Source organism: Deinococcus hopiensis KR-140, assembly GCF_900176165.1.
GTDB classification, from domain to species: Bacteria; Deinococcota; Deinococci; order Deinococcales; family Deinococcaceae; genus Deinococcus; species Deinococcus hopiensis.
In genome coordinates, this window is the sequence record NZ_FWWU01000009.1 from 2,318,155 (window position 1) to 2,341,132 (window position 22,978).

At 67.6% G+C, this 22,978-nt stretch carries 24 protein-coding genes; 14 read left to right on the forward strand and 10 right to left on the reverse strand.

Annotated elements, in window-relative coordinates:
- The first annotated feature begins 63 nt into the window (after window positions 1-63).
- From B9A95_RS24615 to B9A95_RS24625, 3 genes are all read left to right on the forward strand, one after another.
- Window positions 64-858, forward strand: a complete 795-nt coding sequence (locus B9A95_RS24615; RefSeq protein ID WP_084049677.1) for a plastocyanin/azurin family copper-binding protein — start codon at window positions 64-66, stop codon at window positions 856-858.
- A gap of 191 nt (window positions 859-1,049) precedes the next feature.
- Window positions 1,050-1,823, forward strand: coding sequence for a DUF7282 domain-containing protein (locus B9A95_RS24620; protein WP_084049678.1), 774 nt, complete (start codon window positions 1,050-1,052; stop codon window positions 1,821-1,823).
- Window positions 1,824-2,086: 263 nt separating this feature from the next.
- Window positions 2,087-2,509, forward strand: coding sequence for a DUF4383 domain-containing protein (locus tag B9A95_RS24625; RefSeq protein ID WP_084049679.1), 423 nt, complete (start codon window positions 2,087-2,089; stop codon window positions 2,507-2,509).
- Between the two features lie 660 nt (window positions 2,510-3,169).
- Here the strand turns inward: B9A95_RS24625 and B9A95_RS24630 are convergent.
- Window positions 3,170-4,240 (reverse strand): methyltransferase domain-containing protein, encoded by a 1,071-nt coding sequence (locus B9A95_RS24630; protein WP_084049680.1) that lies wholly within the window; start codon window positions 4,238-4,240, stop codon window positions 3,170-3,172.
- Window positions 4,241-4,369: 129 nt separating this feature from the next.
- On the opposite strand from B9A95_RS24630, the gene B9A95_RS24635 reads away from it, so the two are divergent.
- On the forward strand, window positions 4,370-5,731 hold the full coding sequence (locus B9A95_RS24635; RefSeq protein WP_084049681.1) for a TrkH family potassium uptake protein: 1,362 nt from the start codon (window positions 4,370-4,372) through the stop codon (window positions 5,729-5,731).
- A gap of 30 nt (window positions 5,732-5,761) precedes the next feature.
- Window positions 5,762-6,421, forward strand: a complete 660-nt coding sequence (locus B9A95_RS24640) for a potassium channel family protein (protein WP_084049682.1) — start codon at window positions 5,762-5,764, stop codon at window positions 6,419-6,421.
- A 23-nt stretch (window positions 6,422-6,444) separates the two neighbouring features.
- On the opposite strand, the gene B9A95_RS24645 is transcribed toward B9A95_RS24640, so the two are convergent.
- From B9A95_RS24645 to trpC, 3 genes are read right to left on the reverse strand one after another with little or no spacing between them, the layout of a single operon-like run.
- Window positions 6,445-6,903 (reverse strand): hypothetical protein, encoded by a 459-nt coding sequence (locus tag B9A95_RS24645; RefSeq protein WP_084049683.1) that lies wholly within the window; start codon window positions 6,901-6,903, stop codon window positions 6,445-6,447.
- 10 nt (window positions 6,904-6,913) lie between these two features.
- Window positions 6,914-7,714, reverse strand: coding sequence for an MBL fold metallo-hydrolase (locus B9A95_RS24650; RefSeq protein ID WP_084049684.1), 801 nt, complete (start codon window positions 7,712-7,714; stop codon window positions 6,914-6,916).
- A complete protein-coding gene (gene trpC, locus B9A95_RS24655) occupies window positions 7,711-8,511 on the reverse strand; it encodes an indole-3-glycerol phosphate synthase TrpC (RefSeq protein ID WP_084049685.1) in 801 nt (266 codons plus the stop codon). The genes B9A95_RS24650 and trpC overlap by 4 nt, the downstream gene beginning before the upstream one ends.
- Window positions 8,512-8,573: 62 nt before the next feature.
- Here trpC and hpt point away from each other — a divergent pair, with 62 nt between their 5' ends.
- From hpt to B9A95_RS24690, 7 genes are all read left to right on the forward strand, one after another.
- Window positions 8,574-9,104: a hypoxanthine phosphoribosyltransferase gene (gene hpt / locus B9A95_RS24660; RefSeq protein ID WP_084049686.1), complete on the forward strand. Its 531-nt coding sequence runs from the start codon at window positions 8,574-8,576 to the stop codon at window positions 9,102-9,104.
- Window positions 9,105-9,171: 67 nt separating this feature from the next.
- Window positions 9,172-10,455 (forward strand): arsenical efflux pump membrane protein ArsB, encoded by a 1,284-nt coding sequence (arsB, locus tag B9A95_RS24665; protein ID WP_084049687.1) that lies wholly within the window; start codon window positions 9,172-9,174, stop codon window positions 10,453-10,455.
- A gap of 115 nt (window positions 10,456-10,570) precedes the next feature.
- A complete protein-coding gene (locus B9A95_RS24670) occupies window positions 10,571-10,996 on the forward strand; it encodes a hypothetical protein (RefSeq protein ID WP_084049688.1) in 426 nt (141 codons plus the stop codon).
- A gap of 96 nt (window positions 10,997-11,092) precedes the next feature.
- Window positions 11,093-12,646: an ABC transporter ATP-binding protein gene (locus B9A95_RS24675; RefSeq protein ID WP_084049689.1), complete on the forward strand. Its 1,554-nt coding sequence runs from the start codon at window positions 11,093-11,095 to the stop codon at window positions 12,644-12,646.
- The gene (locus B9A95_RS24680) at window positions 12,643-13,698 is read left to right on the forward strand and encodes an ABC transporter permease (protein WP_084049690.1); all 1,056 of its coding nucleotides are present in this window, start codon (window positions 12,643-12,645) and stop codon (window positions 13,696-13,698) included. Before B9A95_RS24675 ends, B9A95_RS24680 begins: the two co-directional genes overlap by 4 nt.
- A gap of 13 nt (window positions 13,699-13,711) precedes the next feature.
- Window positions 13,712-14,599, forward strand: coding sequence for an ABC transporter permease (locus tag B9A95_RS24685; protein ID WP_084049691.1), 888 nt, complete (start codon window positions 13,712-13,714; stop codon window positions 14,597-14,599).
- Window positions 14,600-14,734: 135 nt separating this feature from the next.
- On the forward strand, window positions 14,735-15,931 hold the full coding sequence (locus B9A95_RS24690) for a BMP family ABC transporter substrate-binding protein (protein WP_245808470.1): 1,197 nt from the start codon (window positions 14,735-14,737) through the stop codon (window positions 15,929-15,931).
- A 215-nt stretch (window positions 15,932-16,146) separates the two neighbouring features.
- On the opposite strand, the gene B9A95_RS24695 is transcribed toward B9A95_RS24690, so the two are convergent.
- Both B9A95_RS24695 and B9A95_RS24700 read right to left on the reverse strand, forming a co-directional pair.
- Window positions 16,147-16,332, reverse strand: coding sequence for a hypothetical protein (locus B9A95_RS24695; RefSeq protein WP_139806972.1), 186 nt, complete (start codon window positions 16,330-16,332; stop codon window positions 16,147-16,149).
- A gap of 344 nt (window positions 16,333-16,676) precedes the next feature.
- Window positions 16,677-16,907, reverse strand: a complete 231-nt coding sequence (locus B9A95_RS24700; protein ID WP_212648378.1) for a VF530 family protein — start codon at window positions 16,905-16,907, stop codon at window positions 16,677-16,679.
- A 75-nt stretch (window positions 16,908-16,982) separates the two neighbouring features.
- Here B9A95_RS24700 and B9A95_RS24705 point away from each other — a divergent pair, with 75 nt between their 5' ends.
- Both B9A95_RS24705 and B9A95_RS24710 read left to right on the forward strand, forming a co-directional pair.
- Window positions 16,983-17,354, forward strand: coding sequence for a hypothetical protein (locus tag B9A95_RS24705; RefSeq protein WP_084049695.1), 372 nt, complete (start codon window positions 16,983-16,985; stop codon window positions 17,352-17,354).
- Between the two features lie 4 nt (window positions 17,355-17,358).
- Complete coding sequence (locus B9A95_RS24710; RefSeq protein ID WP_084049696.1) at window positions 17,359-18,093, forward strand: metallophosphoesterase family protein; 735 nt, start codon at window positions 17,359-17,361, stop codon at window positions 18,091-18,093.
- Window positions 18,094-18,439: 346 nt separating this feature from the next.
- On the opposite strand, the gene B9A95_RS24720 is transcribed toward B9A95_RS24710, so the two are convergent.
- The 4 genes from B9A95_RS24720 to B9A95_RS24735 form a co-directional block, all read right to left on the reverse strand.
- The gene (locus B9A95_RS24720; protein ID WP_084049697.1) at window positions 18,440-19,210 is read right to left on the reverse strand and encodes an META domain-containing protein; all 771 of its coding nucleotides are present in this window, start codon (window positions 19,208-19,210) and stop codon (window positions 18,440-18,442) included.
- A gap of 46 nt (window positions 19,211-19,256) precedes the next feature.
- Window positions 19,257-20,951 carry a VanW family protein gene (locus B9A95_RS24725; RefSeq protein ID WP_084049698.1) on the reverse strand — a complete coding sequence of 565 codons (1,695 nt, stop codon included), beginning with the start codon at window positions 20,949-20,951 and terminating at the stop codon, window positions 19,257-19,259.
- Between the two features lie 126 nt (window positions 20,952-21,077).
- A complete protein-coding gene (locus B9A95_RS24730) occupies window positions 21,078-22,148 on the reverse strand; it encodes a phosphohydrolase (RefSeq protein WP_084049699.1) in 1,071 nt (356 codons plus the stop codon).
- Window positions 22,141-22,938, reverse strand: coding sequence for an enoyl-CoA hydratase/isomerase family protein (locus B9A95_RS24735; protein ID WP_084049700.1), 798 nt, complete (start codon window positions 22,936-22,938; stop codon window positions 22,141-22,143). Before B9A95_RS24735 ends, B9A95_RS24730 begins: the two co-directional genes overlap by 8 nt.
- Window positions 22,939-22,978 lie beyond the last annotated feature (40 nt).

Sequence of the window (22,978 nt, forward strand, 5' to 3'; positions counted from 1 at the left end):
CGCCACTTCTTTGCCGCGCAGGGAACAGTCCTGAAGCCGCCCCCCCCACCAAGAGGAGAAGACATGCGCGAATCGACACAGAAATTCAAGCCAACCCTGAAAGCAGCGTTCTTGCTGGCCTTACTCGTTACCCCAGCCATGGCGCACGATCTGGGCGGAGCGGGCTTCTCCGAGAAGGTGGCGGTCCTCAACCTGGCGCCCGGCGCGGCGGGGACACTGCGTGACCGGGACATCAGCGTCCAGATTCCCAGAAACGCCTTTTCCAGAGCTGTCAAAATCGAGTTGTTCCGAGGCGAGCGCGTGGGTGGATCCGCCTTCCCTGCCTGGAAGGAAGCCGCTCCTCAGAACAGTGACGTTCTGGACGCCTTCGTGTTGGTGATCACCGATCCGGCGACCAACAAGCACATCGTTGCGGTTCCCAAGCTGACGTACACCCTGCGTGATCCGCGCGTAAAAGACGGTCTCCAGGTCTGGGCGACTGGCCAGGCGGCACCTCTCAAACGGGTGGGACAGCCCATTCCCATCACCGTCAAACCGGGCGAGGTGTCATTCACCTTGACCGATCTCACGCATGGCTGGCTGGTCACCGCTCCTAGAGCCGCAGTTGCCAGTGCCTTCAGCGTCGACATGCAGGGGATGAAATTCCAACCCGGCACCATTTCCGTGAACGTCGGCGAGTCTGTGCGGTTCGTGCAGAAAGACGACGTGCCGCACAACGTGGTAATCAACGACGTGATGGAGTCCCCTCCCAGCATGAAAAAGGGCCAAGTCTACACCCACACGTTCAGCGGGCCGGGAACGTACCGGGTGTACTGCGAAATCCATCCCACCATGACCATGACGGTCACGGTGAAGTAAGTACGGGTTGCGTCTGTTTCGCGAACACACCGGAAGACCGCCGCCTTGCTTCCCTCCACACCCGGAACCCGTTTCTCTCCTTCGCGCTCTGCTTGGCTTGCGACCCGCCGCAAACGATTCCATCGGAGTCCGTATCCGTCCCGCCCACTGCTTGTCCTTTCCGCCCTCTCGCCGAAAGAAAAGGTCTTTCCGTGAAAAACACCCTGATCCTTGCTCTGGCCCTCGGCGTCTTCGCCTCCTCCTTCGCCCAGCAGGCCACCCCAGTCACGCCCCGACTGGCCGTGGCCAGCCAGATCACTTCCACAGACGCGCTGGTCATTCCCGCAGTTGTGCTGGACAAACCCGGCTATGTGGCCGTTCACGGCGAGAAAGACGGCAAGATGGTCGTTGATCCTCCCCTGGGCGTTTCGGCCTTGCTCCCGGCGGGACTCAGCCGGAACGTATCTGTTCCCCTGACGCCACTGGCCACAGGCGTGCAAACGGTTTACCCCATGCTGCACGTGGAAGGCAATGGCAACGAGACGTACAACTTCCCTGGTCCGGATGGTCCTGTGACCTTCGAGGGAAACGTCCTGATGGCGCCCATGAAACTGACCAAGGTGGCCCCGGGCTCTTCCAGCGTCACGGTGGCCGGTGGGGAAATCCTTCTCGACAGCCAGGGGGCTTACGTTACTGTTGCGTCGGTGACGCTCACCCAACCGGGGTTTATCGCGCTGCATACGGCGGGAGCAGACGGAAAGATGAAGGTGCTGCCAGCAGCCGGAGTTTCAACCCTGCTTCCGGTGGGCAAAAGCACGCAGGTCAAGATCAGGCTTGATGCGAACGTCGCCGTCAACCCTGGAGACAGGCTCTGGGCCATGGCCCACGCGGACAACAACGGCAACCGGGTCTATGAATTCCCGTCGACGGATGGGCCCATCACCAGTGGCGGCGCAGTCGTGATGGCTCCGTTCACCGTACGCTAGAGGGCTGATACGAATTCCGCTCGAACAGTTTTTGCAACTGTTCAAGCCCAGCAGACTTGTAAAGCGGCGCAGCAGTGTAGGAAAAAACGGTTTCTGGGAAAAGCGTTTCCCGGTCGGCGCATTCCCGCTTTGATAACGAACTGGACGGAAACCGTATACGCGCTCCGGCTCCTCACCGTTACAGGGGCCGGAACCGCAGCACAGTGCAAGAGAGAGCAGCAAGCGGCAACCGCACGTGGACCGCGAAAGAAGGAGCGTTAAAGATGCAACAACCGAGTATTCGCAACATTGGTTTGGCCTTCGGATTGGTCTACCTACTCGTGGGCTTGCTGGGGTTTCTCCCTGAAGCCAACGTCATTTCACACCGGCATGGCGCGGTGCACGGAGAGGGCCTGTTGCTGGGGATCTTCGCCGTCAACTCTGTTCATAACATCGCTCATCTCGCACTCGGTGCCGTGCTGGTGTGGGGAGGGCAGTTCTCAAAATCCCCGCAGAAGATCTTCGAGATCCTGGCGCTCGTCTTCTTCATCCTGGTTGCTGGCAGCTTCATTGCACCCATCGTGGAAGGCATCAACCTGAATCTCCCGGACACCTTCCTCCATCTTGCCAGTACGGCTCTGGCAGCGTGGTTGAGCTTTAAGAGTTCCAAGCAGGTCACGGTTTTAACTGCCCAGTCCCTCCGCTGAGGGACCCGCGTGAGCGCCAGAAGACCGGCTGGTCTTCTGGCGCTCACGCTTTGGAGCCCGGGAGCTCTGTCCCGCCAGTTTGAGTTTTTTCGCGCTGGGAACGCGAAAAGCATGGTCAATGAGGAAAAAGGGCGGGGGAGTCACACCCAGAGGAACCTGGGACAAAGCCTGCACCAGGCGGCGTAAGCCTAAGCCCAGGGTGGATTGCATACGAGGGCCAGTGCGGGCATTTCAGCACCAGACAGATTGATGTTTTTACCGTTTCCGAGAGGAGAAACTGGGTTTTTAAAGCAGTTGTCAACGTGCGGACTTCTTTTTGACCGAGCCCGGCGAGCGAACTGCGCGTGGGGGAGAATGACGCCGTGAGGGGTGCCTTTCCACCCCCGGCGCCATTCGGACAACTGCGCCCATGCGGTAGAGTACGTCGGCAGCGGAGGCTTTGCCCAACGCTAAAGGGGCGGACTTCCCATCGCCCGCTCTTGCTCCTTCCACAGAAGGACGGGCGCCTACCCCGCCCTCGTTGCGCCACTCCTGACACCCACTCTCCTGATGGGACCTGTCGGCTTCCGCAGGAGAGAGGACCTGGCTCAGGATTGGCTGGTGGGGGCAGCCCGGAGGGGGGCGCTGCAAGGGCGCCCCCCCTCCACCCTACCGAATGCCCTACCGCTTCCCCAGCAGATACGCCTTTGGATGATGTCCCCCGCTGTACACCTGAAACAGCTCTCGGGCGTGCCAGCGGGTCTGGTCCTGCAGCAAATTCTCGAACAGCCGCAATTCGTGGGTCAGGACCACCAAGCGGCCCTGACGGCTGAGGAGGCGGTACATCTCGCCGAGAAAGGCGGGGTAGAGCGCCGCGTTGCCCCGGTGGCTGCCGATGGCGTCGCCCCAGGGCAGATCCGCCACGATCAGGTCGAAGGAGCGGGCGGGCAAGCCGGTATCCAGGGCGTCTACCCGCGCCACCTCGACTTCGCGCCCGGCAGCCTGGAGGTTGGCGCGGGCGCAGGCCACGGCCCCGTCATCGGTGTCCACCCCCACCATCGCGTCGTAGGGGCCCATCAGCGCCCGCTCGACGAGCAGCGTACCGCTGCCCGCCATCGGGTTGAAGATGCGGTCCTCCTCGCGCTGGCCCGCGAGCTTGTGGACCGCGTAGGCGACGGTGGCGTTCAGGCCGCCACCCCGGTTACACACCCGCCAGGCGCGGGCGCTCAGGGGCCGGGGCGTGAGGCGGGCGAGCACCTCCCAGCCGGGGCCGTCCTCCTGGGGGCGCAGGCGGATCAGGAGTTCGCCTTCCTCGGCGTCGAAGGGGAGGTTGAGCCCATTCGAGAGTTCTTCCGCGACGCGCGCCATCACGCTCGACTCGCGTCCGGCAGCGGCCAGACGGAAAGAGCGGTGCCCGCCGACGCGCACCACCGCCGCCAGAAAGTCGACGAGTTCGCCGAGCTGCTGGTGTCCCAGCAGGCCGCGCGGACGGGGCACGTCCCACGCGCGGATGCGGTAGGCCGCCACCGCTGCCTTGAGGCGGGTCAGGCGTTCGGGGTCCCCGGGATACCAGAAGCGCAGGCCCCGGATGTCGCGGGCGAGGGGGACGTGCTGCAACTCCTCCGCCGCCACCTCCTCCAGGCCTGGCAGGGCTTCCAGGACATATTCGTGGGCGGGCTGACGGGTGCGGTGGTCCTCCGCCGAGCGCCTGGGCCGGTGGGAGAAGTGTTTCGGGCGGGCAGGGCGCGGCATAGCAGGGCAGTATAGCGGGACCGCCCCGGGGTAGGGGGTGGTACAATCGCGCGTTCCTGCTATGCCCCGCCTCTGCCTTCCTCCGCGTTCGGCCCCTCGAACCCCTGCCCCACCACGCCTGGCCCTTCCATGAGCCTCGTTCGCAGACGCCTGCTCTCCCGCTTCAGCCCGCCGCAACTCATCGCGCTGACCTTCGCGCTGGGCATACTCGTCGGCGCGGCGCTGCTCAGCCTGCCCGTCACGCACGGGGCGGGACGGCGGGTCAACTTTCTCCAGGCCCTCTTTACCGCCACGAGCGCGCTGTGCGTGACGGGCCTGAACGTCGTCGATCCCAGCCGCGACTTCAACCGGCTGGGGCAGATCATCATCATGGTGCTGATTCAGGTGGGCGGGCTGGGCATCATCACCTTCGGGACCGTATTCACGCTGCTGATGCGGCGGCGGGTGAACTACTCCGAGCGCATCCGGCTGGCCCAGCAGATCAGCGCTTTCAGCGTGGGCGACGTGGTACCGCTCATCCGCAACATCTTCATCTATACCTTTGTGATCGAGGCCGCTGGGGCCGCGCTGCTCGCTTTCCGGTTCGTGCCGCTGCACGGCTGGCGCGAGGGCCTGTTCTCGGCCGTCTTCCACTCGGTCAGCGCCTTCAACAACGCGGGCTTCGCGCTGTACAGCGACAATCTGATGCGCTTCGTGTCTGACCCCCTCGTGAGCCTGGTGGTGGGAGCGCTGATCATCCTGGGAGGCATGGGCTTTCTGGTGCAGATGAACGCGGTCGCGCACCTGATGAATCCCCGGCGCAACCGGCTGCTGGTGCATTCCAAACTGGTCCTGACCATGATGGCCGCCCTGCTCCTGATCGGCACGCTGGGTTACCTGGCGCTGGAGTGGAACAACCCGAAAACGCTGGGGTCACTTTCCGTGGGCGACCGCCTGCTCGCCAGCTTTTTTCAGAGCGTGGTGACGCGCACGGCGGGTTTCAATTCCATCGACAACGGAGCGCTGACGCTGGGCGGCGTCTTTCTGACGATCATCCTGATGTTTATCGGCGCGAACCCCGGATCGACGGGCGGCGGCATCAAGACGAGCACCTTCTACGTGATGATGGCTTCGGCGTGGAGCATGGTGCGCGGCCACCGCGACACCACGCTGTTCGCCCGGCGCATCGACGAGGAAACGGTGCTGCGCGCGATGACGGTCGGCCTGCTAAGCATCGGGCTGGTCAACGTCATGTTCATTCTGCTGCTCGTCACCAACACCAATTCGCACGTCCGCTTCGAGCACCTCTTCTACGAGGCGGTGAGTGCGTTCGGCACCGTCGGCCTGAGCATGAACACCACGCCACTGCTCAACCCGTCGCAGGACCTCATCCTGATTGGGCTGATGTACCTGGGACGCATCGGACCGCTGACGTTTGCCGTCGCCTTCGGACAGCCGGGCGCGCGCGAGCCTGTGCGGTATCCGCAGGAAAAAGACATCTTGATCGGCTAACTCCCCCGGAGAAAGAGGAACATCCACGCCATGAAAACCAAACAATGCCTGGTGATCGGCCTGGGCCGCTTCGGCACCGCCGTCGCCACCACCCTGTACGAGATGGGCCACGAGGTCGTCGCCATCGATCAGAACGAGGAAAACGTGGAGCGGGTGATGAACCGCGTCACGCACGCCGCCATCGTGGACGCCACCGAAGAGCGGGCGCTGCGCTCCATTGGCGTGGGCGAATTCGACGTGGTGGTGGTGGCCATCGGTACCGACGTGCAGGCGAACATCCTGGCCACCATGAACGCCAAGAGCCTCGGCGCGCCCTACGTGGTCACCAAGGCCATCGACGAGATGGCGCGGCGGGTGCTGGAGCGCATCGGCGCGGACCTGGTGATCCGGCCGGAACACGACATGGGCGTGCGGCTCGCCCGGCAGATCGCCACCCCCAACATCGTGGATACGCTGGACCTCGGTGGCGACTACGCCATCGTGGAAATCGAGGCCAACGAGCGGCTGCGCGGCACCCTGCGTGACCTCAACCTCACCGGGCGCTTCGGGGTGCAGGTCATTGCAGTCAGCCGGGGAGGCCGGGTGGAGGTGACCCCCCGCGCCGAGGACGAGTTGCGGCCCCACGACAAACTCGTGGTGATCGGGACGGGACACAGCCTTGACGAGCTGCGGCGGTATCTGGGGGGGTGAGGGGAGCGGTCCGCTTTCAGCGGTCAGGAAGTCGATTTCGTCTCTTCAGGTAAAGCCTTGAGGTTGGGGCAGGTCAGGCCGCCGCTGACGCCCAGGGCCTCCACCACCGGGGCGGGGGGCAGATCGCCCGCGACCTGGGTGTCGCTGGTCAGGGGTACAGCCCCGCCCCCGACGCGCAGTTCGCTGCGGGTGTGCAGGCGCAGGGCACGCTCGACGCAGGCCGCGTCCTGGGGGGTGAGCCTCAGGGTCTGCGCGCTCCCGGGATTGGTGAGGGTCACCGTGACGGTCTGGGGCGCGTAGCCCGCCAACGTCCGGTCTGCCCGCGCCTGCCCGGCCAGCGCCGCGGTCAGGGCCGCGAGCAGGGGCAGCAACGCCGCCAGGCCCCACACCACCATGCTCCGGGCCGTGCCGGGCCGGAGGAGCAGCGCCACGAGCCCCCCAGCGACGGCGAGCGTGAACAGCAGGTACAGGAGGGGCAACATCGGGCGCAGTTTAGAGCGCTGGGCCGGGCGAGAGGGAGACTTGCAACCCGTCCCCCGCGAATGCCCACCCGTCCGGAAGCGCCAGCGTCCGAACGTCCACGTCGTGCGAGAGGTGCGAGAGGCAGACCCGCCGCGCTGCCCTCGCCCAGGGCAGGGCCAGCGCCTCACGCACGTCGTACACGCTGCGTCCGGCGTGGACCGCTGCCGACTCGTCCGCGAAGGAGGTGCCCAGCACCAGCAGGTCGAGGTCCCCGAGCCACGCCCGGGCCACCTCTTCGGGAATGTCGATGGCGTCCGTGACGTAGGCCGCGCGGAAGCCGGGGCGCGTGAGGGAAAAAGCGTGACTGTGCCCGTTGGCTCCGTGGGGAACGCGAAAGGCCTGAACCCGCAGCCCGGCGACAAAAAGGCCCTCACCCGGAAGCGGCTGCACCGGAGACACGCTCCGGAACGCATAGGGAAAACGCTCAGCGATCTGGAGGATTACCTCCTCGGGCGCGTAGAGCCGCAGCTTCCCAGCCGCGTAGCGCACGTAATCCAGCAGGTCCCCCAGCCCCAGCAGGTGATCGTTGTGCGCGTGCGAGATCAGCACGGCGCTGGGCACGCGCGGCCCCGGCAGCCGCGCGAGCTGCACGTGCAGGTCCGGCCCACAGTCGAGCAGCAAGGTCTCGCCGTTTCCCTGCACGAGGGCGGCGCTGCGGGTTCGGCGGTTGATGCCCCCCCCGCGGGCATCGCTGCAGACGGGGCACCCGCACCAGAAGCGCGGGACGCCCTTGCTGTCTGCTGTGCCCAGGAAGGTCAGCGTGGCGCTCAACGGGCCATCAACTCGCGGGCGGCGCGGGCCAGGTCCCCGCTTCCGGCGAGGCTCGTGCCCACCAGCACGGCGTCGGCCAGACCGCGCACAGACGCGAGATCGGCGGGCGTGCGGTAGCCGCTCTCGGCCACAAGGACGCCCGCAAAACCTGCGTCACGCGCCCGGCGAATCAGGCGTGGGCTGACGCTCAGGTCGATGTGCAGCGTGGTGAGGTCGCGGTTGTTCACGCCGATGATCTCCGCTCCGGCAGCCAGGGCAAGGTCGAGTTCCGCCTCGTCGTGGACCTCCACCAGCGCGTCAAGGCCAAGGTGGTGGGCCAACGGGAGGTATTCGCCCACGGCCTCGCCCAGCACGCTTACCATGAGCAGCGCCGCCGAGGCCCCCCAGTCGGCGGCCTCGCGCAGCATTGCGGGGTGGACGACGAAGTCCTTGCGGAGCACGGGCACGGTCACGGAACCGACGACCGCGCGCAGGGCCTCCCGGTTGCCGTCGAAGTGCCGGGGCTCGGTCAGCACGCTAATGGCCGCCGCACCGCCCGCCTGGTACGCCTGCGCGGCCTGCGCGGGGTTCAGGGGGGCGATCGCCCCCTCACTGGGGCTGGCGCGCTTGACTTCCGCGATCAGGGCGAGGTCCGCTCCCGTCAGCGCCGCGTGGAAACGGAGCGCACGGGCACGCGCAGGACCGGCGGCAGCGTCGGCCCCAGCGTAGTCTCCCGCCCGTTCACGGACGATGCGGCCCAGCACGCCCGGTACGCGGTCAAAGTCGATCTCTGTCAGCCTGCCTATCCGCCCCGTCATTGGTCCGGAGTATACGGGCGGGTGGGGCCGGAACGCAGGGCGCATGTTAGCCTGGGAACCATATGAGCCTCGCCCCCGGCAACGGCCCCGTGCAGATCACGCCCGAACAGCTTCAGGCCCGCATTCAGGAAATCGGCCACAAGATCCGCGCCGACTACGCGGGCAAGGACCCGCACCTGATCTGCGTCCTGAACGGCGCATTCCTCTTTCACGCGGACCTCGTGCGTGCGCTGGGGATGCCCTGCACCATCGACTTTCTCCAGGCCAGTTCCTACGGCGACGCCAAGCAGAGCAGCGGCGAGGTCAAGCTCGTCAAGGACCTGCAGTTTCCCATCAGCGGCCGTCACGTCATCCTGGTGGAAGACATCGTGGACACGGGCATCACCATGAACTACCTGCTGCACTACCTGCAGGGGCGTGGCCCGGCCAGCCTCAAGGTGGCGGCGCTGCTCAGCAAGCCCAGCCGGCGCCGGGTGGAGGTGCCCGTGGAGTATCTGGGCTTTACCATTCCCGACGCCTTCGTCTACGGCTACGGCCTGGACCGCGCTCAGTTTGACCGCAACCTGCCCTTTATCACCAGCCAGGCGGACTGAGGGGACTCCCCCGCTCTCCCAGGCTTGGCCCGCCTGGGTTCAGCCCGCCTGAATTACCCTGTCGGGTGTGTTGGCCCTCACCATCGTTTTGCTTACCGTCACCCTGGTGGTCTGGCAACCCCGGGGGCTGGGCCCCACCCGGGCGGCCACCCTGGGCGCAGCCGCGGCGCTGCTGGTGGGGGTGGTCCGTGTGGGGGACCTTCCAGCCCTGTGGCAGGCCACCTGGAACGCCACGCTCACCCTGGTGGCCCTGATCGTGCTGAGCCTGCTGCTGGACGCCGCAGGACTGTTTCGCTGGGCGGCGCTCTACGTGGCCCGCTGGGGCGGGGGGCACGGACGGCGGCTCCTGGCGCTGCTGGTGGTGTTCAGCGCCCTGCTGGCCGCCATCTTCGCCAACGACGGCGCGGTGCTGATCCTGACCCCCATCGTGCTGGAACTCGCCGCGCAGTTGAGGTGGTCCCGCGCCGCCACCCTCGCGCTCGCGCTGGGCGTCGGCTTTGTGGTGGACGCCGCCAGCCTGCCCCTTACCATCAGCAACCTCACCAACATCATCGCCGCCGACAGCTTCGGGCTGGGCTTCGGGGCGTATGCCCGCGTCATGGTGCCCACCGATCTGGCAGTGGTGCTGGCGTGCGTGGCCGTCCTGCTCGCGTTCTCAGCGCGGTCTTTGCCCCACCGCTATGACCCCACGGCCCTGCCGGAACCCGCCACCGCCGTGCAGTCCTGGGGGGTGGTGCGGACCGGATGGGCCGTCACGCCCCTGCTGCTGGCCGGAGCCTTTCTGGCCGAGCGGCTGCACCTGCCGCTCTCGGCCATCGTGGGCAGCGCCGCCGCGCTGGTGTGGCTGGTGGGATCGCGCAGCCAGCGGATGGGCACGCGGGAGGTGCTGCGTTCGGCACCCTGGAACGTGGTGGTGTTCAGCCTCGCCATGTACACGGTGGTATCGGGACTGCGGGGTGCGGGCCTCACGGGCATCTACGGAGCGTGGCTGGCGGGCTGGGCGCAGGGCGGCACCCTGCCCGCCGTCCTGGCCAGCGGCGGCAGTGTCGCGCTCCTCAGCGCAGGGCTCAATAACCTTCCTGCCCTGCTCACGGCCCTGCTGGGGCTGCATGAGAGTGGGGCCCAGGGAGCAGCCCGAGACGCGCTGCTGTACGGAGCGCTGATCGGCGCCAACATTGGCCCCAAGCTCACGCCCATCGGCAGCCTGGCGACGCTGCTGTGGCTTCACCTGCTGCGGCGCCGGGGCCTGGAGGTGGGCTGGGGCGAGTACCTGCGCGCCGGGCTGATCCTGACGCCTCCGGCGCTGCTGGTGGGACTGCTGACCCTGTGGGCCGTACTGGGCACCCGCTGAGTCTGGCGAGGTTGGCTTTCGGATGAACGGGGCGCCGCGGTGCCGACGATGGGCGCTCCTCGGGACAACACCGAGAAGTTGAAACGTCAGGAGGAGCGTCCCTACCCTGGACCCCATGCGCCGCCGTCCCCTGCTCTTTCTGCTTCTGCCTGCATTGGCCCTCTTCTCCGCTGTGTACGTCACAAATGCTCGGCGGGCACAGCTGCGGGAGGGGGCGGTGTACTGCATTGCGCGGCCGGGGCAGGTGTGGGGCCTGGGGCCGGTTCCGGCTGGAGCCGCGCCCGGTTGCCCGCAAAGCCAGAGTTACCGCCGGGAAGTGCGCGAGGGCTTTTCGCGCGTGGAGCAGTATACCCTCCCGGGCTGGCGGCCCCGCGCCCTGCTGCCCGTGTTCGAGAAGGCGGGATTCGTTTCCCACCCCCTCATGAACGACAGCGGCCAGAGCTTCGCGGTGCTTCTGAACCGGGGGCCCGAACAGGTGCAGTACGCGGCGGACCTGCAGCCAAACGGGGAAACCCTGATCGGCCTGAGCGGCAAGCCGTAGGAAATGGAGCGCGGTCCGCCGGGGGCGGCTCCATACCGTATCGTGACAAACAACGGGAGCCTGCGCTTCCACACTCCCCTGCCCAGGACGGTGCACATGACTGACCCCTCCCCTCCCCCACCCGCCCTGCGCCTCAGCGGCATCACCAAACGCTTTCCTGGCGTCGTTGCCAACGACGCCGTGGACCTCACCGTGCAGCCCGGCGAGGTGCTGGCCCTGCTGGGCGAGAACGGCGCGGGCAAAAGCACCCTCATTTCCATCCTCTACGGCCTGTACCAGCCCGACGAGGGCCAGATTGAGCTGAACGGCAAAGCGGTGCGGGTCACGAGTCCGGCGCAGGCGCTGCGGCTCGGGATAGGCCTGGTGCCGCAACACCCCCTGCTGGTGGCGCGGCATACCGTGGCCGAGAACCTGGCGCTGGGGGCGGGCCGTCTCCTCTTTCCGGCGAGGGGTGTGGCGGGACGGGTGCGCGAGCTCTCGGCCCGGTACGGGCTGGCGGTGGACCCGGGGGTGCGCGTCTTGGAGCTCTCGCCGGGCGAGAAGCAGAGGGTGGAGATCGTGCGGGCGCTGATGCGCGGAGCGCGGGTGCTGATTCTGGACGAACCGACGAGCGTGCTGACCCCGCAGGAGGCGGGCGCCCTGTTCGGCGTGATGCGCGAGTTGCGCGCCGATGGGCGCAGCCTGATCTTCATCTCGCACAAACTCGACGAGGTGCTGGCGGTGGCGGACCGGGTGACGGTGCTGCGCCGGGGCAAGGTGGTGGGCGGCGTGCCGACGGCGGGAGCCACCCGCGAGAGCCTGGCCGAGCTGATGGTTGGCCGGAGCGTGGATTTTACCCGCAAGCGCACGGCCTCTCCGGTGCGGGAAGCAGCGCTGCTGACGGTGCGGGAGCTGACCGCCACGGGCGCGCGCGGCCTCCCCGCGCTGCGCGGCGTGTCCTTTGACGTGCGCGCCGGGGAAGTGCTGGGCGTGGCGGGGATCGCCGGCAACGGCCAGAGCGAACTCGTGGAGGTGCTGGCCGGGCTCCATCCCTCTTCCGGCGCCGTCACGCTTGCCGGGCAGCCGCTAACGGGCGGAGCGGACGAGCGCTTTCACGCGGGGGTGGCGCACATCCCCGAAGACCGCATCCACTCGGGAACGGTCCCCACCATGACGGTGGCCGAGAACCTGGCCCTGCGTGACTTCGCGCGTCCGCCGCTGGCCCGGGGGCTGACGCGCGACATCGCCGCCACGGACGAACGGGCCCGGCGCGAGGTGGAAGCGTACACCGTGGCGACGCCGGGCATTCATACGCCCTCGCGGCTGCTGAGCGGCGGCAACATCCAGAAGCTGATCCTGGCGCGCGAACTGAATGGCCAACCGAAACTGATCCTCGCCGTTCACCCCACCTATGGCCTGGACGTGGGGGCCACCGATCAGGTCCACCGCGTGCTACTGGAGCGTACCGAGAGCGGTGCGGGCGTGCTGCTCGTCAGCGAGGATCTGGACGAGTTGCTCAGCCTGTCGGACCGGGTGGCGGTGATGGTGGAGGGGCAACTTCTGGGTCCCTTCCCCGTTCCGGAAGTCACGCGCGAGGCGCTGGGTCTGCTGATGGGCGGCGCGCATCCCGAGCGGCACCACGCCGCTCCCCAGGGCGGGGTGCGTGCGTGAGGTTCACGCCTGTCGCCACGCCTTCCCCGGCCCGCGCCACGCTCGTCACGCTGGCGGCCGTCGCCTTCGCGCTGATCGTCTGCGCGCTAATCTTCCTGGCCTACGGCGTGAGCCCGGCCGAGGTCTACGGCACCATGCTGCGTGGCACACTGGCCGATCCGGTGGGGTTGGCCGAGGTCGCCCGGCGGACCATTCCGCTGCTGCTGATCGGCTCGGGGCTGGCGCTCGCCTTCCGGGCACAGTTTTTCAACATCGGGGCGGAGGGACAGCTGCTGCTGGGCGCGGTGTTCGCGGCGGGGGTGGCCCTGTTTCTGCCGCTGCCGGGCGCTGTTCTGCTTCCGGTGATGTTCCTCGCCGGAGCCCTGGGTGGCGGGCTATGGGCGCTGATCGCGGCCGGGCTGCGCCGCCTGAATGTCAATGAGATTCTCTCCACGCTGATGCTCAACTACATCGCGGTGGCGGTGGTGACGTACCTGATCGCGGGGCCATGGAAGGGCAAGAACGTGCAGGGCTACATCTATTCGGACACCTTCCGGGAAGTGGCCTTCCTGCCCACCCTGCCGGGAACGCAGGTCCACTGGCCCACGCTGGCGCTCGGCGTGGTGGTGGCGCTGGGACTCCAGTGGGTCCTGACGCGCAGCACCTTCGGCTACGCGCTGCGGGTGGTGGGCGAGAACCCAGGCGCGGCGCGGTATGCGGGCCTGAGCGCGGCGCGGGTGGCGACCACGGTGGCGCTGATCACCGGGGGCGTGGCCGGATTGGCGGGCGCGGGCGAGGTGGCGGGCATCCATCACCGACTGCTTGAGGCGGGGCAGATCAGCCTCGGCTACGGCTTCACAGCCGTGATCGTGGCGTGGCTCGCACGGGGCAATCCGGCGTTGTGCCTGCTCACCGCTCCGCTGATGGGGATCATCCTGGCGGGGGGCGACCTGCTCAAAATCGATCTGAACATGCCTTTCCGGGTCGTGGATGTGTTTTCGGGCGTTATCCTGCTCTCCCTGATCGGCTCGGAAATCTTCGTGCGCCACCGGGTGCGGCTGGACCGCCCGTGATGGGAGGCAGCTAATGGAACAGATCATCCTCGAAGCCCTGGCGCGGGCGCTGGCCGTCGGCACACCGCTGCTGCTCGCCTGCCTGGGCGCGATTCTCAACGAGCGCGGCGGCGTGGTAAATCTCGGCGTGGAGGGGCTGATGGCCGTAGGAGCGCTGGCCGCCTTTGCCGTGGCTTATCCGCAGGGCAACCTCTGGCTGGCGGTGGGGGCGGCCATGCTCGCGGGCGCGGCCCTGGCGGCCCTGCATGCCCTCGCCACCGTGACCCTGCGGGCCAACCAGTTTGTCAGCGGGCTGGCCCTGGCGCTGCTGGGCACAGGGGCCGCCGGACTGCTGGGCAAGAAGTTTGAGGGGATGCCGCTGTTCAACAAGGTGCCGGACTGGACGCTGGGCGGCTTTGCCCTGAGTCCCTTTACCGTCGCGGCCCTGGTGCTGGCGGCGCTCCTCGCCTTCTGGCTGGGCAGTACGCGGGGCGGCCTGACCCTCCGCTCAGTCGGCGAGAACCCGGCGGCGGCCGACGCGCTGGGCGTCAGCGTGGTGGGCGTACGCTACGCGGCGGTGCTGGCGGGGGGGGCGCTGGCGGGTCTGGCCGGAGCGTTCCTGGCCCTCAGTTACCGCGCGTCGTGGGCAGACAACCCGACGGCTGGGCTGGGCTGGATCGCGGTGGCGCTGGTGATTTTCGTGGGGTGGCAGCCGCTGCGGGCGGTGGCTGGTGCACTGTTTTTCGGCTTCCTGTACTACCTGCAGTTCCGGCTGCAAGGCAGCAGCGCCGTTCCCACCGAAGTCTTTTCCGCCATGCCCTTCGTGCTCGTGTTGGTGGTGCTGGCCCTCGCGGGGTTGCGGGGACAGCAGGGTAACGCGCCCGCCTCGCTGGGGCGCACCTATGTGCGCGGCGAGCGCTGAGCGCCCAACTGTTCATCAAGAACATGACAGAACGCAGAATATGAAGGCATACTAAAGGCAGACGTTCCCCACAACGTTCCGGTTGTTCTCCTTCTGCCTGACGTTCCATCCGGCCCCATGGCCCTGAGGTCTCCTTTGAAGAACGCTGTTTCCCTGCCTGCCCTCCGCAAGACGGCCCTGACCGCCCTGCCCCTCACGCTGGCCCTACTGGGTGCGGCGAACAGCCCCGCTGCCCAGGCCCAGGGGGCGGGCAAGCTCAAGGCGTGCTTTATCTACGTCGGCCCAGTGGGCGACATCGGCTGGAGCTACGCGCACGACGAGGCCCGCAAGAAGGCGGAAAAGGCCCTGCCCTGGCTGGAGACGAAGTACGTGGAGAGCGTGCCCGAAGGCCAGGCCATGCCCGTGATTGACCGGCTGGTACGTGACAAGTGCCAGGTGATCTTCACCACGTCCTTCGGCTTCATGGACCAGACGTACGAGGCGGCCAAGAAATACCCGAACGTGATGTTCATGCACGCCAGCGGCTTTAAGCGCCTGCCCAACATGGGCACGTATATGGCCGACTTCTACCAGCTGTACTACCTCAACGGCATGATGGCGGCGGCGGTCAGCAAGAGCGGCAAGCTGGGCTACGTGGGGGCCTTCCCTGTGCCCGAGCTCAAGCGGCACATCAGCGCCTTTGCGCTCGGTGCCCGCGCCGTGAACCCCAAAGCCACGGTCAACGTCAAGTGGATCAACGCCTGGTTCGATCCCAACAAAGCGCGTGAGGCCGCCGAAGCCCTGATCTCGGAAGGCAACGGCGCCCTGGCGTTTACCGAGGACACCGCCACGGTGGTGCAGACGGCCGCCGCACGCAAAGTGCCGTCCTTCGCGCACTACTCCCCCATGTACAAGTTCGCGCCTGACTACGTGGTCAGCGGCCAGCTCGTGCACTGGGACAAGATCTACATCGACTTTCTGACCAAGGTGCACAGCGGCACCTACACGAACAAGAACCTGAACAAGGTGGACTACTGGAAGCTGATGCAGGGCGGCGCGGTGGAGCTCGGCACCCAGCCCGGCATGGCGATCAACCCCAAGTGGGTGCCGCAGCTCAAGGCCGCCAGGATGACGGTAGGTGGCAAGACCGTCAGCGTGTATGACCGCGTCCTGCAGCTGAAGGCCGAGATGGAGAAGGGCGGCAAGTTCGATCCCTACATGGGCCCACTCAAGGACCGCAACGGCGTTCTGCGCGTGCCTGCTGGCAAGGTCATGAGCGTGAAGGACCTGAACAACATGAGCTGGGTGGCCCCTGGCGTAACCGGACAGGTGGCCGACGAGCCGAAGAAGTAAGGAAAAAGATTCCCCGCCCAGCGTGCGCATCAAGCGCACGCTGGGCGCGTCAGTGAGGGTTGCGGGACGCCCAGCTCAGGGTCACGCGGCCCCTGTTTCCGGACTTTCGGAGAAACCCAGGAGGTATCCGTTGGGGTTCTGAACTGGAAATTCGCTGTTGCCGCTTTTCTGGTCTTCCGTGACCCGCCATTTTCCCTGGTCGTCCCGCCCAGGGGTCAGTTCACCGGCTCCAGCAGCGGCCCACTGCTGGGCACGCCGATCTCGAGGTCGGTGCCCCGGCCCAGGGGATATTTCAGCGGCCCCGCCTGCCTCCCTCCCGTGATGACGGGCAGCACCACTTGAGCGCCTTCCCACTCCAGGTAGGCAAGACCCCCGATCAGCGTCGCTGAACCCCAGTTCACCACACCAGAACTTCGGGCTCTGCTGTAAAGCCAAGGCGCCGAACTCTGGAACGAGGACATTGACTCCACCCACCGGTGTCCTGCCGTTGGCCTCGGCCGTGCCGAGTCAAAGCGTAGAGGGGCACCACGTAGGCGAGGACGCTGAGTAATACGGGTTGCGTCCGTTTCGCGACCCCCCCCCCCGGAAGACCGCCCGGTTGCTTCCCTCCACACCCGGAACCCGCTTCTCTCCTGCCCGCCCTGCTCGGACGGAATCGCTCCGCAAACGGTTTAATCGGAGTCCGTATAACACGTCAGGAACGGCATCAGCAGGAGAACACCTCGAAAGGACGCTCTCCCGAGCGTTACGTCTCCTCTCCCTCGCGCACCATCGCTGCGTACAGGGCCTCTACCTTTGCCCGCGCCCAGGGCGTTTTGCGCAGGAATTTAAGGCTGGAGGGCACGCTCGGATCATGCTCGAAGCAGCGGATGGGGACGCGGCGTGCCAGGCCGTCCCAGCCGTAACGGTGAGCGAGGCGCGTCACCACCATTTCGAGCGTGACGCCGTGCAGGGGGTCTTTGGAAGGTGCGGTCATGGGGGCATGATGCGGCGGATGGCGGCGCGAGGGCAAGGCGGGGACGGGCAGGTGCGGTTGTGACAACATGGCGCGGTGAATGCCCTGCTTCTGCGCACCGTGCTGACCTTGGGCCTGCTGTTCGCGGTCCTGAACGTCGTGCTGACGGGACTGCAATACGGGTTCGGAAGCCTGCCGCTGCGGTTCTGGCTGGCCCAGCTCCTGCTGCTGCCCGCCATGCTGGCGCCCGCACGCATGTTTCCGCAAGCCGCCATCACGCGGCCCTACCTTCAGCGCGCGGGACTGTTCGCGCTGGGCTGGTCTGCGCCGCTGGCGGTCTACCGCCTGTCAAGCGACGCGCTGCGGCCCGACTTCGTGGCGGCGGCCTCGCTGCTCAGCCTGGGCGTGATCTGCGTGCTGTTCGGTCTGATTTTCGCGGCCCTGCGCCGCCCACCTGAGGGAGAATGAGCCGGTGAGACTCGCCATCGTCGGAGACGTTCACGGCAACAGCTTCGCGCTCTCTGCCGTACTCGAGGACGTCCGCGCCGCTTCTCCCGATCAAACCCTCAATCTCGGGGACAGCGTGTGGGGCGCGGCGGACCCGGCCGGGGCCTGGGCGCTGCAAGCCGAACACGCACCCCCTACCGTCCGCGGCAACACCGACGAGCGCGTGGCGGGGTTGCGCGAAGGCAAGGCCGGGATGCGGGCATGGCTGCTCGGTCAGTTGCCGGGGGACGTGCCTGCGCGGCTCGGCGCGCTGCCGACTTTCGCGGACGTGGCGAGCGGTGAAGTGCGCGTCTGCCACGGCAGCCCCCGCAGTCCCTGGGAAGACCTGCTGCTGACCGAGGAGCAAACGGAGGAAGGCGAGCGCACCCGGCCCGCCCACTTCTCGGAAATCCGCGAGCGGCTCGGCGACTTCACATATGAGGCCGGAGGCCGCTTTTGCGTCGTCGGCCACACCCACCACGAGATGCTGAGCGTGGTGAACGGCGTGACGGTGGTGAACGCCGGACCAGTCAGCCGTCAGAAGGACCGATTGCCGCTGGCCCGCTGGGTGCTCCTGACGCGCCGGCGGGGCCTGTGGCGCGCCGAGTTTCGCCGCACGCCCTACGACGCAGGGGAAGCCGCGGCGTGGGCGAGGGCAAATGCACCTGAGGGGATGGCAGAGCACGAGGCCCGCTGGTTGCTGGAGGGCCGCGAACCTTGAGCCGCCCCTTGCGGGGGTCTTCGTCGGCACGCAGAACAAGCGCCGCAGCCCAACGGCGGAACTGATGTTCCGGGAAGATCTCGACTGGGAGGTGGCGGCAGCAGGTACGGCGCGCGACGCTGCGGCGCCCCTGACGCGGGACCTGCTGGAGTGGGCGGACGCGGCGCGGCCGTCTGTATGGAAAAGCGCCACCGCGACTGGATCAGGGTCAGGCTCAGAGACGCACTCCCCGGTGACCGCCTGCTTACCCTCGGCATTCCCGACGACTACGAAGTCATGGACCCTGATCTGGTGGCGTTGCTGGCCCGGCGGGTGCCGGGGCGACTGAAGGGCATTTTCCCCGGAATTAAGCCCTGCGCCGTAATTCGATCTGGCCCGCCGGGCCCCCGAGCCTCAAGGTCTCCCCCTTCAACACGACTTCCAGAGGGGCGGACAGGGCGCGCAGCAAGGCCGCTTCCTGGGTCATCTGTTCCGGCGCGCACAGCATACGGGTCACGCCCAAGGGGCCAGCGGTCAGCAGACCTTCGGCGAGGGTGGCCGAGCCGCTCAACCGGTTGCAGCCCGCCTGGCCGCTCAGGCGCAGTGGCTGGCCGCTCCCACCTTCCCCAAAGGTCAGCTCGGCAGGCGAGGCGAGGGGGACGCTGTGGCCGTCCGCCTCCAGCCGCACGACCGTCCAGGTGCCGCCCAGGTCCATGTTCACCTCGGGAGAACTGGGAGCGGGTCTGAAAACGAGCCGGTTTGCCTTGTCCGCAAAGAGGGTGAGGGTCGCTCCCCGAAGCTCGAAGCTCCGGACCTGACCCATGAGGGTGACGAAGCGGTCTTCCAACCCATCGAGAAAATCTGGGCAGGCGCGGCGGGTGGTCAGCAGGGGCGTGAAGCGCAACGTGTTCGCCCGCGTCACAAACCGGCTGCGGTAGGCGTTGCAGCCCGTGCTCCCGGCAGCATCTCTCCCTTCCAGCCGCAGCGTTACGGGTGGGGCAAGGCGGCCTGGCGAGGTGAGGCGCCCGCCGTCCGTCAGGGCCGTCAGGGTCCAGACGGTGCCCGTCAGGAACGGTGTGGGGGAAGTGTTGCCGCCCTGCAGGGCGAGGGCGGTCAGACCAGCGAGGGAAAGCGGCATCGGACCTCCGTTGTATCCGCTGCCCCTGACGGGGAGATGAACGGGCTCAGCCCGGCCCCACCTCGTACACCGCGCGCCAGGGCCGGTAGGTGGTTTCCACCCGGTCACCCCGCACCCCACTGGCGTCCTTGATGGTGCGGCTGATGTAGAGGGTGTAGCCGTCCTGCGCCCAGTCCACCTGCCGGGAGGTGCCGGGGCGCAGGCTGGCGTTGGTGAGGTACTGGGCGGGCGGGTGCGGGGTCCGGGACAGGATCACGGCCGGATTCACTGTGACCTGCCGCGCGGGCTTGATGCCCCAGACCTGCACCTCCAGCCGGCTGGCACCGTCGCGGTTGACCGTTCGGATAAACAGCGGCGCGCCGGTGTCGTTTTTCATCTTGAGGTCGAGGCCGGGATCGTACACCGCCGCCTCGAAGCCGACCTGCGGTTCGTAGTAGCCGACGCGGTAGGAGTGCGGATTGCGCTCGACGACCGGCAGTCCGGCCTGATACAGGGCGCGGAAGGTGGTTGTGGACACCTGGCATACGCCGCCGCCCAGGCCGTCCACCGTGCGGCCCCCACTGATGATCAGGCCGCCGACGAAGCCGTTTTCCGGCGTGATGCCGCCCAGGGCCTGCAAGAAGCTGAAGTCCTCACCAGCGGGCACGACCACGCCGCTGATCTTGGCCGCCGCGTTCGCCACGTTGCGGCGGCGCTCGGGGCTGCTGTGGTAGTAGGTGCTCACGCCCGTGGTGATGAGCTGCAATCTGGAGGGGTCCGGCAAGTCGGCCTCGGTCAGGGTGGGCTGGCTGACCTTGGCGGCGAACACGACGTGCTGTGCGTCCGGCGTAAACACCGCCTTGCGGAACGCGGCGAGGGCCGCCTGCCGGTCCGCGACGTGTCCGGCGCGCCCCTCCACCTTGACCAGCCTGCCGCCCTGCTCGGCATAGCGGGCGTTCAGGGCAGGCTGGTCCACGGCGGCGGTCAGGCGGTCAAAGGTCGACCGCAAGGTCTTCTCGTCAGGCTCGATGCCCGTGCCGCGCACCCAGTACAGGTCTGCCACCTGCAGGGCCGTCAGGGCCACCGTGTGGGTGGTGCCCTCCAGCCGCACGGTCAGGGGACGCATCAAGCGGTTGCCGCGCTCGACGGGGGCGCGCAGCATCTCGGCGGTGCGGGCGGCCTTCCACTCGGTGACGTGCAGGTCAAGGGCTGTCAGTGAGGGCGCAGACGCGTAAGCGTTGGCGGCGGCGGCAGCGTTTGCGCGCCTTCCCGGCGAGTCGGGCACCACGGCGTACCGCTTGGTGGCCCGGTCGAACGTGACCGAAGCGTCCTTCGGCTCGGCCTGCAGGTCGTGCGCCAGCCCCTTGAGGGTGTCCAGGGCCACCGCCACGTCCACCCGCTCGATGGGGACCACGTCCTGCACCTCGGCCTGACCGAGCATTCCCTGCACCCGCTGCAGCACGTTGCGGTCCCCGCCTGCGCGCAGGGCCGCGTCCACGGTGGCCGCCAGGTCCGTCCGCCAGCCCAGCCGCGTGGCGCTCAGGGTCCAGCGCTGGTTCCCCGCCGTCACCGTGACCTGCCGGGGAGGGACGCGGACGTCCCGGGTGGCCGTCAGTGCCTCCTCGCGGGTCAGACCGCCCACGGACACGCCCGCGATCCGCAACCCCGGCGCGAGTTTGCCCCCGTCCTGCGTAGCGACGCCAAGGGCGAGCGCGCCCCCCAGAAGCGTGATTGCCGTCAATCCCGTGACCCAGACCTTCATCACCGGGCAGTGTACGAAGCGGACCTGACCCAGGAGTGCGGGCGGGGCACAGTTGACGTCTTGCGCAGGGCGAAGGGTCCCAGATCAAACCCGTCTGGTGACCGGGCGCTTCCCCGGAGCAGCCCGTTACTTCGACTCCGTCCCCAGGTTCAGGTTCTCCGCAAGGGCCTCGGCCACCCGCTTCTGGGTGTCTTGCACCTGCACCTCAACGCGCTCGCCGGTCTCCAGGTCCATCACGAAGTGGTCGCCGTCCAGCCGCACGCGCGACAGGATCTGCTCGTCGCCTTCCAGGCGGGTGGTGGCGCGCAGTTCCACGTATTTGCGCATGGGCGTGCGGATCACCTTGGGGGCCAGCACCTCCTCCACCTGAAAGATGCCGCCGGAGTTGTTCATGGTCACGGAGATCAGCACCGGTTTGTCGCGCCCGCGCTCGATGACGACCTGGTCCACCGCGAGCGCGCTGATGGAGTGGATGTCGACGCTGCCCAGCGCAAAGGCCTTGCGTCCCCGGCCCTTGGTGATGTCGGTCCCGTCGGCCACCGCCGTGATACCGCCCTCCAGGGTCAGGGGCGGCGGGTTGAGGTCGTGGCAGTCGATGGCTCCCAGGATGAAGGACCGGACCTTGGTGCGCTTGAAGGGGTCTGGGTACAGCGGCCCCATGATGCGGTCGAGGATGGGCAGCGCCAGCGCCACGCCGTGGGCCTCGTGGCCCACCCGGTGAATCTGGTTGCCGACGTCATGCAGCATGGTGCCCAGAATCACGGCCAGAAACACGTCGTCCACGTCGCCCACGCCGCTCTCGATGATGTCGGGACGCACCCCGGCTTCAAGCAAGAGCTCCGTGATCGCCATGCTGGCCGCGCCCGTGATAAAGGCGTGGACGCGCCCGTGATCGTTGTACCCAAGCTTGCGCATGGTCACGTAGTTCGCCATGTCCCAGTGGGCCAACGCCTCGGGATCGCCGCGCAGGGCCTCGTAGGCCGCCAGGGCGCGCGGGTAGTCCTTCAGGTCCGCCGAGATTGCGCCGTGGGCCTCCTCGATCAGCTTGGCGCGGGGGGTGGTGAACTCCACCATACGCCTGGGGGCAGGCGTCTCCGGGCGGCGGCCCTCCACGTCCTGCACGGTTCCTTCCGAAACGGAGAGGGTGAACTTGGGTTCCTCTGCGCCCGGCGGGTTCCCTCCCGCGTCCTCACTCACCCTGGAACTCCGGGCGGCGCTTGGCGAGGAAGGCCGAGGTGCCCTCGCGGAAGTCCTTGGTGGCGACGAGCAGGCCGAAGAGGTCCGCCTCGACTTCCAGCCCGGCCTCCAGCGTGGTGTCCAGACCCCGGCGCACGGCTTCCTTCACGAGCGACAGGGCGATGGGTGCGTTTTTCACCATCTGCTCGGCCACCTCGCGCGCCTTGGTCAGCGCGTTGTCGGCCACGTAGTTGACGAGGCCCATGTCCAACGCTTCCCCGGCCGTGAGCTGCCGCCCGGTGAGCATCAGGTCCAGCGCCCGACCCGCCCCGATCAGGCGCGCGAGGCGCTGCGTGCCGCCAAAGCCCGGGAGGAGCCCCAGCGACACCTCCGGCAGGCCGAGCTTTGCTCCCGGCGCGGCCACCCGCACGTCGCAGGCGAGGGCGAGTTCCAGGCCGCCACCAAGGGCAAAGCCGTTGATGGCCGCGATCACCGGAATGGGCAGGTTGGCGATCTGGTGCATCACGTCCTGCCCGGCAAGCGAGAGTTCGCGCCCGGCGTACACGTCGCCGAGTTGCGAGAGCTCACCGATGTCCGCCCCCGCCACAAAGGCGCGGTCGCCGTCTCCAGTGAGGATCAGCGCGCCCACCTCGGGGTCTTCCATGACCAGTTCGACGGCCTGCGAGAGTTCGCTGAGGGTGTCGGCGTTCAGCGCATTCAGGGCCTTCGGGCGCGAGACGGTCAGCACCACCAGGGGGCCGTGCTGATCGAGCTGCAGATTGCGGAATTCGGTCTCGTCGAGCGTCGTCATGGGCATCATCCTGCCACGGCGGGCGGGGGGCGCACCGTGG

Bases quoted from the DNA above. Each gene is read 5' to 3' on its own strand.
- B9A95_RS24735 (WP_084049700.1), bottom strand. From the start codon at position 22,938: ATGACGACGCTCGACGAGACCGAATTCCGCAATCTGCAGCTCGATCAG.
- trpC (WP_084049685.1), bottom strand. From the start codon at position 8,511: ATGACGGGGCGGATAGGCAGGCTGACAGAGATCGACTTTGACCGCGTA.
- B9A95_RS24630 (WP_084049680.1), bottom strand. From the start codon at position 4,240: ATGCCGCGCCCTGCCCGCCCGAAACACTTCTCCCACCGGCCCAGGCGC.
- B9A95_RS24720 (WP_084049697.1), bottom strand. From the start codon at position 19,210: ATGCCGCTTTCCCTCGCTGGTCTGACCGCCCTCGCCCTGCAGGGCGGC.
- B9A95_RS24700 (WP_212648378.1), bottom strand. From the start codon at position 16,907: ATGACCGCACCTTCCAAAGACCCCCTGCACGGCGTCACGCTCGAAATG.
- B9A95_RS24640 (WP_084049682.1), top strand. From the start codon at position 5,762: ATGAAAACCAAACAATGCCTGGTGATCGGCCTGGGCCGCTTCGGCACC.
- B9A95_RS24685 (WP_084049691.1), top strand. From the start codon at position 13,712: ATGGAACAGATCATCCTCGAAGCCCTGGCGCGGGCGCTGGCCGTCGGC.
- hpt (WP_084049686.1), top strand. From the start codon at position 8,574: ATGAGCCTCGCCCCCGGCAACGGCCCCGTGCAGATCACGCCCGAACAG.
- B9A95_RS24615 (WP_084049677.1), top strand. From the start codon at position 64: ATGCGCGAATCGACACAGAAATTCAAGCCAACCCTGAAAGCAGCGTTC.
- B9A95_RS24645 (WP_084049683.1), bottom strand. From the start codon at position 6,903: ATGTTGCCCCTCCTGTACCTGCTGTTCACGCTCGCCGTCGCTGGGGGG.
- B9A95_RS24670 (WP_084049688.1), top strand. From the start codon at position 10,571: ATGCGCCGCCGTCCCCTGCTCTTTCTGCTTCTGCCTGCATTGGCCCTC.
- B9A95_RS24625 (WP_084049679.1), top strand. From the start codon at position 2,087: ATGCAACAACCGAGTATTCGCAACATTGGTTTGGCCTTCGGATTGGTC.
- B9A95_RS24635 (WP_084049681.1), top strand. From the start codon at position 4,370: ATGAGCCTCGTTCGCAGACGCCTGCTCTCCCGCTTCAGCCCGCCGCAA.
- B9A95_RS24675 (WP_084049689.1), top strand. From the start codon at position 11,093: ATGACTGACCCCTCCCCTCCCCCACCCGCCCTGCGCCTCAGCGGCATC.
- B9A95_RS24725 (WP_084049698.1), bottom strand. From the start codon at position 20,951: ATGAAGGTCTGGGTCACGGGATTGACGGCAATCACGCTTCTGGGGGGC.